The organism is Litoribacter populi (genome assembly GCF_007483685.1).
GTDB lineage: Bacteria > Bacteroidota > Bacteroidia > Cytophagales > Cyclobacteriaceae > Litoribacter > Litoribacter populi.
Map to the genome: position 1 here is coordinate 279,341 of NZ_VMKN01000001.1, position 13,359 is coordinate 292,699.

Here is a 13,359-nt window from a genome sequence, read left to right on the forward strand (position 1 = left end):
ATGCAAAGGACAGTAATTTCCTATGATTTTCCAACCAAGGTTATAAAATAATGTGTTGTTAAAAGAGGTTGAGGTTTGTTAAAATTTTATTAAAATAGAATAAAAAGTATATTGTTTTAATAATGCCAAATTTTATTTGGTAGCCCCATCTTTTCTAGAATCCTAAACGCATTTAATATTGGAATCGGATGGTAGCTTAATTAACCACCAGCTTTTTGTTAAATTCTTGCGTTCTGCCGATTAAGCGGACGCTGAACAATCCCTTGGGTAAATTTTGAAGCTGCAAATGCTGCTGAGGGCTGGAAAGATAGATTTCTCGCACCTTTTGGCCAGTAGAATTGATAACCTCAATTTTTCTGACGTCTGAAATTCCATTAAAATCAATCTGAACGTTTCCAGTTGAAGGGTTGGGAAATAGTTTCCAATCCTGGTCTGTCGCTCGCTCGACGGAGGTGATGAAATCCACCCTGATGGCCTTTTGTCTAGCTTCGCCTGTTCCACATGAGTTAGTTGGGATCACGCTAATGGTGAAATCTCCTTCTTCGAGCCATTTGACCTTTATCTTGGAAGTACCTTGACCAGACTGGATCTGTCCGGGACCTTCTACTTGCCACTGATAGCTCATATCGGCAATTGCATCCACTTCATATTCTTCCTCCATCCCCAGGCCTGTCATTGCTGCTCCCCTGATTTCGTCAGGCATATCTGGCTCGCGGTTAATTTTAATGGATTTAGACACTGAAGAACCTGCCCCGCATGGGTTGATGGGTGATACTTTTAAGCTATATTCATTCAGGTTGGTCCATTCCACTGAAATTCTACCTGTGCCTTGTCCTTCTCTGATTATTCCACCATTTGTTTCCCAAAAATACTCGGTTCCAACTAAGGAGTCCAATTCATAGGTTTCAAATGTGTTGATACAAACTGATCCGCTTCCGATTATCTCGTTCACTTGACCTGGTTCGCTAGAAACTGCTACTTCCATTGCTCTTGTCGCACTGTTTCCACAATTATTTTGACCCCTAACCATTACTGCATGGCGGCCGGGGTTATCCCACCTAACCACAATTCGAGTGCCTCCCTGTCCTTCCAAGATAGTACCTCCATCCACACGCCACTCGTAAGTGACTCCAGGTTCAGTAGTGCCTTGAATAGAATAAGCTTGTTGACTGACGCAGATGTTGCTCTCTCCAAAGATAACAACAGGGCTTTCGGGCACCAGACAGCTGTATTTATAAAATGTGCCTGCTTCTCCGACGGCAAAACCAGTGCTGAGATCCCCAAAACTAATTCCCGTAAAATTTTGATAAGTACCTGTATGTATTTTCTCCCAGCTTTTGCCTCCATCTGCGGTCTTAATGATATGACCATTGTCACCCGCTATAAAACCCACTTGTTCATCCAAAAAGTGGGCATCATTGAAGTGTACTGTGTAAGGTGTGGGAATGATTGTCCAGGAATCTCCCTGATCGGAAGTTTTCCACAATCCACCGTTTCTGCCGGTAATAATTGCGGTGTTTTCGTCTAATATTTCAATAGAAGTGAGGTATTCATTCGCTGGGAAATTTATTTCTTCCCAATTGTCATTATCCACAGTTTTGGATAAAAAGCCATTTTCACCAATGATAAGGCCTACTTCATTATTGAAAAATTTGATATCATTGTACTTTAAGTTTTTATTGCCTGGGTCTACGGTGACCCAGTTTACCCCACCATTTTCTGTTTTGGTGATAAAGCCCCTACTTCCTACAGCATATCCCAAATTATTATTGAAGAAATATAGCCCGAAAATATCGCGGTTGGTGCCCGCATTCAGGGCTGTCCAGCCTCCTCCAGAATTGGTGGTTTTCAAAATGATTCCGTTCTGCCCACCCACATAGCCTAGGGTATTGGTGGTGAAATAAAGGCTTAAAATAGAAATAGAAATAGGCCTTGAGCGATTTGCAAGGTTGTTTCCTCCATTATTTGTTGATAAGATCAGCCCGTTTTCCCCCACGATATAACCATGGTTTTCGGATTTAAAATGAGTGGCATTGTAATCATTTCTGTTTCCCGAAAGCCTGATAGCCCAACCGCCCCCACTATTGGTGGAGGAGGTTAGAGTTCCGCTATTGGAAACAGCAAAGACAGCGTTAGTATTGAATCTGAATTTAAGGTCGTTAATCGTCTGTGGCGTGCGGCTATTTACTGCGGCTAGGGTCAAACCGGCGTTGGTGGTCCTCATGAGGTATCCGTCATTTCCGGCAAATAGGCCGATATTGGGGTTGACTCTGCTGAAGGCTATTTTGGTGTAATCCGTATCGACACCGCTGTTTATAAAAGTCCAATTTAGACCACCATCGATACTTTTTAGAATGGTCCCGGCAGTACCGGCAGTGTATCCCAAAGTGTCGTTTACAAAGTAGATGTCTTTTAAATTAGAATCGAAACCGGTAGGGATAACTTGCCAGGTTTGACCTCCATTGGTGGTTTTGAGGACTTCAGATGTGGATGTGGATGAAAATCCGATAGAGTTATCCACAAAATGTAGGGAGTTCAAATCTGCGCCTGTGGGAATGGACACAGGATTCCAGGAATCTCCCCCGCTAGTTGAACGATACATTTTACCCTTCTCACCGGAAACCAGGATTTCGTTTTCGTCAAAATAATGGATGTTAGTAAATGTTTCCTGTGATGGAAGTTGGCTTGTGGTCCAATTTTCTCCCCCATCAGATGTACGGAAAACTTGGCCTTCGTCCCCGACCATCATGCCAATGTTAAGGTTGAAAAATGTGACTCCACGCATGGAAGTTCTTAATGGTGGTTCCTGCTCCACCCAACTCAAACCACCATCAATACTTTTTAGGATAATATTCTTTCCAGCAATAAAACCCACCTCCTCATTTACCCAATGAATGGCATTATAGTCATTGCCCCAATTGGAGACTCTTCTCCAGGTTTGGGAAAAGGCCATATTGATGCAAAAGCAAAAGATGAGGAGCAGGTATATTTTTTTCATGCAGAAAAACAACAGGAAAAATGAATTAAAAATTAAAATTAGAAATATTGATGTATAAATTGACTTCCTGGCCAAAAATTATTTGCATAAAAAAAGGGACCTTTGAGGTCCCTTTTTTTATGCAAATAATCTTAATTCTTGTTTTTCACCCACTTTTCCAACCACTCATGTTGCTCATGAAGTGTGTGGAGGATAGACTCCATAGAGGCATACCCATGACTTTCATGTGGAAGAAACACTAAACGTGTGGTTGCGCCATGGCCTTTTAAGGCATTGTAATAACGGTCACTTTGGATAGGGAATGTTCCAGAGTTGTTATCGGCTTCTCCATGTATCAATAGAATTGGAGTTTTTACCTTGTGTGCATTCATGAATGGAGACATAGTATTATATATCTCTGGTGCTTCCCAATACGTTCTTTGCTCATACTGGAATCCAAATGGTGTCAAAGTTCTATTGTAAGCACCACTTCTTGCAATACCCGCGGCAAACAAATCAGTATGCGACAATAAATTAGCCGTCATAAATGCGCCATAGGAGTGGCCTCCAACTGCTACTCTATCACGATCACCAATGCCCCTTTCAGCAATATAATCGATTGCGGCTTCTGCGTTGGCCACTAACTGATCCACAAAATAGTCATTTGGCTCCTCGTCACCTTCGCCAACAATCGGCATCTCGGTACGGTCCATCACTGCATAACCCTGAGTTACCCAATAAAGGGGGGAGCCCCAGCTTAATCTCGTAAACTCATATTTTGAGCCTCTTACTTGTGCTGCTGTTGCTGCAGACTTGTATTCACGAGGATATGCCCACATCAATACCGGCAATGGGCCGTCATTTTCTGAGTCATAACCTTCAGGGGTATAAATTGTAGCAGAAAGGTTCAAGCCGTCATTTCTCTCATAAGTAACCAACTCTCTATTGATGCCCTTCAAAGATTCGTAAGGATGCTCAAAATCTGTGATCTGTATTGGAGCAATTCTTTTTCTAGTATTTCTGATCCAATAGTTTGGCTGCTCTTCAGTGCTTTCCCGGACGGTGATAAATTCACTGCCATCGGTGCTAATGACCTTAGCCACTCTTTCGTAATAAGGTGCCTCACTTCTCCAAAGGATCTCCTCTTTGCCATCTTTTACATTTAATGTGGATAAGTAGGGCATACTGCCCTCAGGAGAGCCACCTTCGCTGGACATGAAAATTTTATCTCCTTTTCTGTGGATAACTGATCTACCATATTGGTTGTCAATAAATAATGGGCTTCCCGGATCATTGTAAATGTCGTCATAGGAACGCTCAACGATGACTTTTTCCTTTTCTCCAGGTTTGGAAGGGTTGATAAGGGAGCGCTTCTCTTGTCTGGAAGCAAACCATCTTTCATTCAAAATGGCAAATTTGTCATCTGACCAATTAATCCCTGCAAATCTAAGTGAAGTTGTAGCAAGTTTAGTTTTCTCTCCATTAAATGGGGCTTCCTGCATATAGACCACATCTCTTTCTTCAATGTCTTCTCTTGGGTCTCCTCCATCTTGAGCTTCCGCCCAGTAGAGCGTAGCAGGCTTGTCTGCTCTCCAATTGATAGATCTAGGACCCGTGACTGTCGCATCGAAACCTGTTGGTCTCACTTCATCCAATGGTATTTCTGCTAAAGTTTTCACTTTGTTACCTTCTCTATCTAAGATTTCCACATTATAAGGGAATCTTGATGCTGGCACGAGATAGGAGAATGGTTTTTGGATGGTTTCTACCATAAAATATTCGCCATCTGGTGAAGGGCTCACAGATTTGATCATACCCGACTCGCCAATTTCCTGTTTTCCGCCATCTAGATCAAACACCATCAACTTACTGTCCATGTAATAGGCCAAGAGATCCTCATCATGCGGATTTTGAAGCAAATCTTGGTAAGTTCTAGATGGAGCAGCATCGCCAGTGGACTGTTGAATAGTCGGCCCTTTTGGGGCTAGGGGTGCCTTAGGTTCTTCACCTCTTTCGGGGTTGACTGCCTTTACTAATATTCTGTTGTCTGGAAGCCATTGAATGGAGCGTCCGTAAACCTGGTTTACCAGATTGCTGGCCAGCTCTTTTGCCTCAAGGGTAGACAAATCTGCCACCCAAAGGCTTATGCCTTCACCTGTAGTGTGGGTAAATGCCAGATATTTCTCATCTGGGGAAACACTGATGTTGCCTATTTTAGGATTTTCGGGAAGTCCCGAAATACTTTGAGCTTCATTGTCCTTGATTTTTTTGAATTTTATGTTGTTGAACGAGGAGGTTCTGCTCTGCCCATTGGTGGCAGGGTTGATCCGTATGCCCCCGATTCTAAGTTCTGGCTGGGCCAAGTCTTCGATAGAGCCATATCCGGCTCTTTCAAGAAGCAACATGAAGTCGCCACTTTTGCTAAAAGTAACTGCTGGGGTCACTGGAGCTTTTACCAATTCCTCGATTTCACTTGGAGGAGTTTGATAGCTGGATTCCTGTGCCTGGACATATTGGGATGAAATTCCCAAAGCCACACACAAGACCAAGCTTACTTTTCTAAGTAAAGTAGTTTTTATAATCATATATATTAAGTTTTATGAATATCCGCAATGATGCCAGTAACCATTAATTTCTTGTTTAAGGAGCCGGAAGACCGAAGACCGAAGATAATCCTGGCAATAAAGCGGATATACAAATTAAGTTTAATTCCAGTTTTTAAGATAATAAAAATCCGGCAAGAGGGGAGAGAAAATTTCCCCGATGGTGGGTTTAGGGGCTGAACGGTCAAAAAAAAGCCGGACCCTTGTGGAAAGGCCCGGCTTCTAAAGTTTTTGTTTTTTTCTTATTTGTTTTCAGCACCTACTCTGATCATGGCGCAACGGAACCCGATATGGTTGGTTGCTGAATCCTGGTGCATGAATCTTCTGGTACCTGGAGATAGCCAGTAAGCTACATCTTTCCATGAACCTCCTTTGTAAACTCTAAAATTATCATCTATTAAAGAAGTACCATACGTAGACTCCTCATCATAGATTCCATCTCTTCTCAACGGGTTAAGGTCATCAAAATCCTGGAAGGATAGCGGACGGTAAACATCTTGAACCCACTCGTTCATGTTTCCAGCCATGTTGTAAAGACCAAAGTCATTTGGAGGGAAATCATATACGTTGGTTGGGATGATTTCACCATCGTTGGTCATGCCACCGGCGATACCTGCGTAATCACCACGACCTCGTTTGAAGTTGGCCAAGAAATCACCTTGTCTTCTTTTTCTCTTGACATTATACGGATTCCTCATACCTCTACCGTCCCAAGGATAAATTCTGCCATTTTCCTGATTTTCATCCAAATATTGGGTGCCAATCATTGCTTTGGCTGCATATTCCCACTCAGCTTCGTTTGGAAGTCTGTATTGAGGAAGTACCACGCCTCTTTCGATTAGCTGATTTCTAGTTAGGGTAGTATCAAGTTTTTCTCTTTCTCTCATCAACTCATTTACCCGGATGGTTCTCCATTCAGAGTAAGCGTTTGCCTGAACCCAGCTTACACCGGCTACAGGGTAGTAGTTGAAACCTGGGTGACGGAAATAGTAGGTGGAGTAAACGTCGTTGTAGGACATTGCTCCGGCCCAAACTCCCTCGTTTGGCTCTAAACGAAGTACGGAATCTTGGCTGACTCTCTTGCCCATGTCAAAGAGAAATTCTTTGTAGTCAAGGTTAGTTACTTCGGTTTCATCCATATAGAAGGAGGCGATTGTAACGGTTCTTTCGGTATTGTCTCTGAACGCCATCACATCCTGCTCCTGTGAGCCTATCACTGCACGTCCGCCTTGGATGAGTTTCAGTCTTGGCCCGACCACCTCTTTGTTGACTCGCACTACCCTGAACTGGGTGGTGTCATTGTCATTAAAGCTGAAATCCGCACCTGTAGAGGCACTTTGTTTTCCAGGCTTTCCGGCTGTTCTTCTGCCATCCCTACTGCATGAAGACAAAGCTGTAACTGCCACTAAGGTCAGTACAGTTAAGATTAATCCTAAGTTTCTGTTTCCAAATATCATTTGACAATCAATTTTTGCTGCCTATTAAAGTGCTAATATATAATCTATAAAACCGTATTACAACTAAAAGAATTTTTTGCTAAACGCCAAAAAACCTGAATATTTCCTATTCTTTGGAAATTTTGCATAAATATATGCTGAAATGACAAAATTTTACTTGTGAAAAAATTTCAAAAATTTCAGCTTTTCATATCGTGTAACCACTGCTTGGCTTTGCCCACTGAAGTTACTCCGCTGATAGTAAGTAACAAACGATTTTTGTGTTCTTTTATTTTACAAAATTTAGGCTGTGTCTGTATGTAACCCAAAACTTTGCCAAAAATGTCTGATTTGAAATAAGATTCTCTCGTCGAGGGTACAAAATAGCATTTCATGACCCCGTTTTTCAAAACCAACTTCTCAAAACCGAGTTTTTCTGCCATCCACCTAAGCCTAACAGTTTCTAACAAAGACTTTACCACCTCAGGAATCTGTCCAAATCTATCCTGAAGGCTGTTGTTAAATTTCTCCAGCTCCTCTTCAGTTTTAATATTATCCAATTTTGAATACAAACTCAACCTTTCTGAAATATTTGATACGTAAGACTCCGGAATTAACAATTCCATGTCCGTTTCGATTACGCAATCCTGCACCAAAATCTCTACTTTTTCCTTCAGGTCATCTTCAAACAAGGATGCAAATTCGTTTTCCTTCAATTCCTGAACGGCCTCATCAAGAATTTTGTGGTACATCTCAAAGCCCAAATCGGTGATAAACCCACTTTGCTCAGCTCCTAAAAGATTGCCGGCTCCGCGGATGTCGAGGTCACGCATAGCTACCTTGAAGCCATCTCCCAAGTCGGAAAATTCCTCCAAGGTCTGCAATCTCTTTCTAGCTTCGGAAGTTAAGCCTGAAGTTGGAGGAGTGAGAAGATAGCAGAAAGCCTTTTTATTGCTTCGGCCTACTCTTCCGCGCATTTGGTGGAGGTCACTCAGGCCAAACATGTGGGCCCGGTTTATAATAATAGTATTAGCATTTGGGATATCCAAGCCGGATTCGATGATGTTGGTGGAAACTAAGACGTCATATTCACCTTCGATAAAGTCTACCATTACTTTTTCCAATTTCTTGCCATCCATTTGCCCATGCGCCCCAATTACTTTTGCATCTGGTACCAACCTCATGATAAGATTAGCGATACTGTCAATCTCTCCCACACGGTTGTGGACAAAGAAAACTTGCCCACCCCTTCTTATTTCAAAGGCTACCGCATCGCGGATTACCTCTTCCTGAAACGTGTGGATTTCAGTGGTCACCGGCTGCCTGTTTGGTGGCGGGGTGGCAATTACCGAAAGGTCTCTAGCTCCCATTAAGGAAAAATGCAGTGTTCTGGGGATTGGCGTTGCCGTCAGTGTGAGCACATCCACATTTACTCTTAATTCTTTGAGCTGGTCTTTGACTTTCACGCCAAATTTTTGCTCTTCATCTATAACCAACAATCCTAAATCGCGGAATTTAATATCCTTGTTGACAATACGGTGTGTGCCCACCAGGATGTCAATTTCTCCAGAGGTCACCTGTTTGGTGATTTCCTTAATTTCTTTTGTAGTGCGGAAACGGTTGATGTAATCCACCTTGACCGGAAAATCCTGAAGCCTTTCTTTGAATGTCTGGTAATGTTGCATGGCCAAAATGGTAGTAGGCACCAAAATAGCAACCTGCTTGCGATCGTTCACCGCTTTAAAGGCAGCGCGGATGGCAATCTCAGTTTTTCCAAAACCCACATCCCCACAGACCAATCTGTCCATGGGATACTGCTTTTCCATATCGGTTTTGACATCGCTTGTAGCTACGGCTTGATCGGGAGTGTCGTCATAGAGGAAGGAACTTTCCAATTCCACCTGCAATACGCTGTCGGGTTTATATTGATGACCCGATGCATTTCGCCTCTTGGCATACAGTGAAATAAGGTCTTTGGCAATGTCCTTGACCTTTTTCTTGACTTTGCTTTTCTTGTTTTCCCACTCCGGACTTCCGAGTTTGGACATAGTAGGCGCGGTGCCTTCCTGTCCTGAGTATTTGGAAATCTTATGAAGGGAGTGGATGTTGACATAAAGCAAATCATCGTCGCGGAATATCAACCGGACTGCTTCCTGGAAATTGCCGTTAACATCGACCTTTTCCAATCCGGCAAACCTTCCGACTCCATAATCCACGTGAACTACGAAATCCCCTGGATTTAGTGATTTGAGTTCTTTTAAGGTGAGTGCTTTAGTTTTGCTAGCTTTTGCTTTTGTCTTATATCTATGATATCGATCGAAGATCTGGTGGTCAGTGTAACAGGCGATTTTTTGAGACTTATCCACAAATCCTTGACGGAGATTGATGGATAGTGTCTGCACTTTCAAGGTTGGGTCTAACTCTTCAAAGATATTAAGCAACCTTTCCATTTGCTTTTCACTTTCCGAGCAAATGATGTTTATAAAGCGTTTTTCGGCATTTTCTCCTAAGTTATCCACAAGCAAGTCAAAGTTTTTGTTGAACGATGGCTGCGGGGAAACGTCAAATTCATAGGTTTTTTTGGCCGTGAGATAAAACTTGTTGCCAAACTCAATTTTGCAGAAAGGTTCTAATTGTATCTTGAAGGATTCTGCATTCTCAAATAGGTCTGCTGGTGGCGTGAGAAGCTTTTTCGGCTGTCCATCCTGGGTGAGACTTTCGTATTTATCCACAGTTTTCTGAAAAGCCGTATCCAGCATGTCCAAATTGAGCTGAAAGTCCTTGAACCAAAGGATGGTGTCTTTTGGCAGAAATTCGATAAAGGACTGCCTTACTTCCTGAAGCAACTTTGTCTGCACATTTGGGATGATGTTGATTTTGTCTATTTCAGCTATTGACAGCTGAGTTTCTGGGTCGAAAGTTCTTATGCTTTCTATTTCCCTCCCGAAAAGGTCGAGTCTGTAGGGCTCATCATGGGCAAAGGAAAAAATATCAATAATACCACCCCGTATGGCAAATTGGCCTGGCTCATATACAAAATCTGTTTTCTCAAAATCGTAAGTGGATAACAGTTCGGAAATGAATTCTAAATCAACTTTTTCGCCTATCTGAGCGGTAAAGGTGTTTTCCTTTAGTGATTTTTTGTTGATAACTTTTTCGAAAAGTGCCTCTGGATAGGTTACGATAAGTAATTTCCCTATATTCTTATCAGAAATGAGGTTGAGAATTTCTGCTCTCATGAGTACGTTTGCATTTTCTACTTCATCATGCTGATAGGGTTTTTTATAGGAGGTTGGGAAAATGTAGATCTCATCATCAATCAATGAGGACAAATCACTCGCCAGATAAGCCGCCTCTTCCTTGTCATGTGCCACGATAAGCTGATGAGCTGCTAACTGATTAAAAAGCGTTGAAGCCAGTATCATGTCCAAGCTTCCATAAACCCCTTTTAAATGCAAGGTGTCTCCCGTTGCTTTTTTAAGATCAGCAGCAATGGTTTTGAAAATCGGGTCGTGTTGATAGAGGGAAAGAAAAGCCTGTTTTTCCAAAGTATGTGGTTTTTGAGATTTAAAATCTTGTGGTGCAAAGTTAGGAAATCATTTTTTACAATAGTTTATCTCTCTGCTTCAGAACCTAAGTTGTTTTTAAATGTTTTATAAAGCGAAAGGAATGAATTAGAGCGTGGCTACTTGGTTTAAGAAAGTTGAAGATTTGCATCCCTACCAAACATTGGTTTATCTGGGGATGTTCGGCAGTGGGTTGATATTTTTTTACCTCAGCATTGCCTTTATTTTTTCTTTTCAGCAGCAATTTGTTCTGCAGTCGTTTAAATTTCCAATTTCTTTTTTGGCAAGTCTCGGAGTAATGGTGGGAAGCGGTGTGGCGGCTTCAAAATTGTTAGACCTTTACATCCGAGATGAATTTTTCAAATTGAAGGAAATGGTCCTTAGTATGCTTCTACTGGGATTGATATTTACATTACTTCAGCTTTTAGGCTGGCTGGAGCTTCAGAGTATGGGAGTAAGGTTTAGGGGAGTGGCTTCGGAAAGCTATTTGTTTGTACTCACCGGCATTCACGCTATTCATTTATTGGGAGCTCTGGTTTTTGCGTTTCTACTTTTTGGACAATTGAAGTTGGCTTCTAAAGATCCCTTCAAAAGTATGCTTTTCATGGTGAATCCTTATGAGAAAATGAAAATCCGCCTTTTTGTACTTTATTGGTATTTTATGGATTTAATATGGGTTATACTTTTCCTTTTAATATTTGCCTCGTTTAATTAACTTTTACCTGCATTTAGCAATTAATCATTACCTTCACCGAAAACAATAATTCGAAAATGTCAGATAGAGAGTATGAGATAAACATCAATCCGGATTGGATTAAGATGTATCTCGGCAAAATTGTAGTGGGCTTATTATTATTAGTGGGGATTTTCACCGCTGTCAAAACAGTCGGCCCGGAAGAAGAAGGCGTGGTAGTAAGGCTCGGTGAGTTTGACCGAGTAGTTATGCCTGGCCTTAATTTCATTTTTCCATACGGAATAGAAAGAATGCACAAGATTCCCGTTCAGCGGCAGTTGAAGCAAGAATTTGGTTTCAGGACCGAAACTTCAAGCCCACGTTCTGAGTATTCGAAAACTGCTTATGGCGACGAATCGATGATGCTGACCGGCGACCTTAATCTAACTGATGTGGAATGGGTGGTGCAATACAGGATCATTGACTCCTACAAGTTTTTGTTCCGCGTGAGAAATGCAGAAAAAACGCTTCGTGATATGTCTGAGGCAGCTATGAGAAAAATTGTGGGAGACCACACGGTAAATGAGGTTCTTACAGTGGGAAGACAACAAATTGCCACGAGTGTGGAAGTGTTGCTTCAGGAGTTGTGCGATGAATATGAAAATGGCATCCGCATCGACCAGGTAGTACTTCAGGATGTGAACCCTCCGGATCCAGTAAAACCTTCCTTCAATGCAGTTAACCAAGCCCAACAGGAAAGGGAAACCCTAATCAATCAAGCCGAGGCTGAATACAACCGAGTGATTCCAAGGGCTCGAGGGGAGGCCGATGAGACGATTCAACTTGCCGAAGCTTTTGCCTTAAACCGGGTAAACCGAGCACGAGGTGAGTCCGATAGATTCAATTCACTTTTTGAGGCCTATCAGAAGGCGCCAGAAGTGACCAAGCAGCGGATTTATTTGGAGACAATGGAAAAAATTCTTCCGAATATCGGTAACAAGGTCATCACTGACGAGAAAGGCAACAATGTCTTGCCACTTTTAAACCTGGATAAAAAGAATTGATATGAGAAGGAATAAAATAGGTTGGATCGTATTAACTGTAGCAGGACTGATAGTACTGACCAGCAGTATTTATATATTGGATGAAACCCAACAGGCCATTGTGACGCAATTTGGAAAGCCAGTGGGGCAGCCAAGGACGAGCCCAGGACTGCATTTTAAGACTCCGTTTGTCCACAAGGTTCAGTTTTTCGACAAACGATTCTTGGAATGGGATGGAGACAGAAACCAGGTGCCGACTAAAGACAAGAAATTCATCTTTGTGGATACTTATGCCCGTTGGGAAATAACGGATCCATTACAGTTTTTCATCAGGCTCCGTGATGAGCGGTCGGCTCAGTCTAGGCTTGATGATATTTTAGATGGAGAGACAAGAAATGCCATTGCAAGTCATGAGCTTTTGGACTTGGTGAGATCTACAAACCGGGAGCCCGAAGTAACGGAAGATTTTATGGAAGAGATTGAAATTTTGGAAGACATTGGGGTAGGTAGAGGCCAGATTGAGACCATAATTCTGGAAAAAGCCAATCAACGGACCACAGATCTTGGAGTGAGAATTTTGGATTTCAGGTTTAAGCGGATGAACTATGTGGACGAGGTAAGAGACCGGGTTTATGATAGGATGATAAGTGAGCGAAACCGGATTGCTGACCAATTTAGATCAGAAGGTCAAGGTGAGGCAAGGAAGATCGAAGGAAACAAAGAGCGGGATTTGGCCAAAATCCAATCAGAAGCTTTTAGAGAGGCTGAGGAGATTAAAGGTAGGGCTGATGCTGAAGCCACTAATATCTATGCTTCTGCTTATAATAAGAACAGGCAATCTGTAGAGCTTTACAAGTTTTTGAGAACCATGGAAAGTTTCGAGAAATCCATGGATGACAAGACTAGTTTAATAATTTCAACAGACAGTGAGTTCTTCAAATATTTGAACAAGTTGCCTTAATAATATCTGGGCCAAAATTATAAAAAGTCTCACAATGTGCTATCTCAGTACTTTGTGAGACTTTTTTTTTAAACCATCCTTTAACTCGGTGTTTCATTTT

General features: G+C 42.0%; 7 protein-coding genes. 3 read left to right on the plus strand and 4 right to left on the minus strand.

All coding sequences use genetic code 11. From position 1 onward, the window contains the following. Window positions 1-196: 196 nt before the first annotated feature. From FPL27_RS01280 to mfd, 4 genes are all read right to left on the minus strand, one after another. Window positions 197-2,998, minus strand: a complete 2,802-nt coding sequence (locus tag FPL27_RS01280) for a YCF48-related protein (protein ID WP_143959363.1) — start codon at window positions 2,996-2,998, stop codon at window positions 197-199. Between the two features lie 131 nt (window positions 2,999-3,129). Next, entirely contained in the window at window positions 3,130-5,562 is a 2,433-nt protein-coding gene (locus tag FPL27_RS01285; protein WP_143959364.1) for a prolyl oligopeptidase family serine peptidase, read from the minus strand. A 260-nt stretch (window positions 5,563-5,822) separates the two neighbouring features. After that, complete coding sequence (gldJ, locus tag FPL27_RS01290) at window positions 5,823-7,037, minus strand: gliding motility lipoprotein GldJ (protein WP_143959365.1); 1,215 nt, start codon at window positions 7,035-7,037, stop codon at window positions 5,823-5,825. 179 nt (window positions 7,038-7,216) lie between these two features. Then, window positions 7,217-10,564 (minus strand): transcription-repair coupling factor, encoded by a 3,348-nt coding sequence (gene mfd, locus FPL27_RS01295; protein ID WP_143959366.1) that lies wholly within the window; start codon window positions 10,562-10,564, stop codon window positions 7,217-7,219. Between the two features lie 133 nt (window positions 10,565-10,697). Here mfd and FPL27_RS01300 point away from each other — a divergent pair, with 133 nt between their 5' ends. Genes FPL27_RS01300 through hflC form a run of 3 tightly spaced genes read left to right on the plus strand, consistent with a single transcriptional unit; the run spans window position 10,698 to window position 13,259 of the window. Then, the gene (locus FPL27_RS01300; RefSeq protein ID WP_143959367.1) at window positions 10,698-11,297 is read left to right on the plus strand and encodes a cytochrome c oxidase subunit 3 family protein; all 600 of its coding nucleotides are present in this window, start codon (window positions 10,698-10,700) and stop codon (window positions 11,295-11,297) included. A 56-nt stretch (window positions 11,298-11,353) separates the two neighbouring features. Next, window positions 11,354-12,319, plus strand: coding sequence for an FtsH protease activity modulator HflK (gene hflK / locus FPL27_RS01305; protein ID WP_143959368.1), 966 nt, complete (start codon window positions 11,354-11,356; stop codon window positions 12,317-12,319). A 1-nt stretch (window position 12,320) separates the two neighbouring features. Next, the gene (gene hflC, locus FPL27_RS01310; protein WP_143959369.1) at window positions 12,321-13,259 is read left to right on the plus strand and encodes a protease modulator HflC; all 939 of its coding nucleotides are present in this window, start codon (window positions 12,321-12,323) and stop codon (window positions 13,257-13,259) included. The last annotated feature ends 100 nt before the right edge of the window (window positions 13,260-13,359 follow it).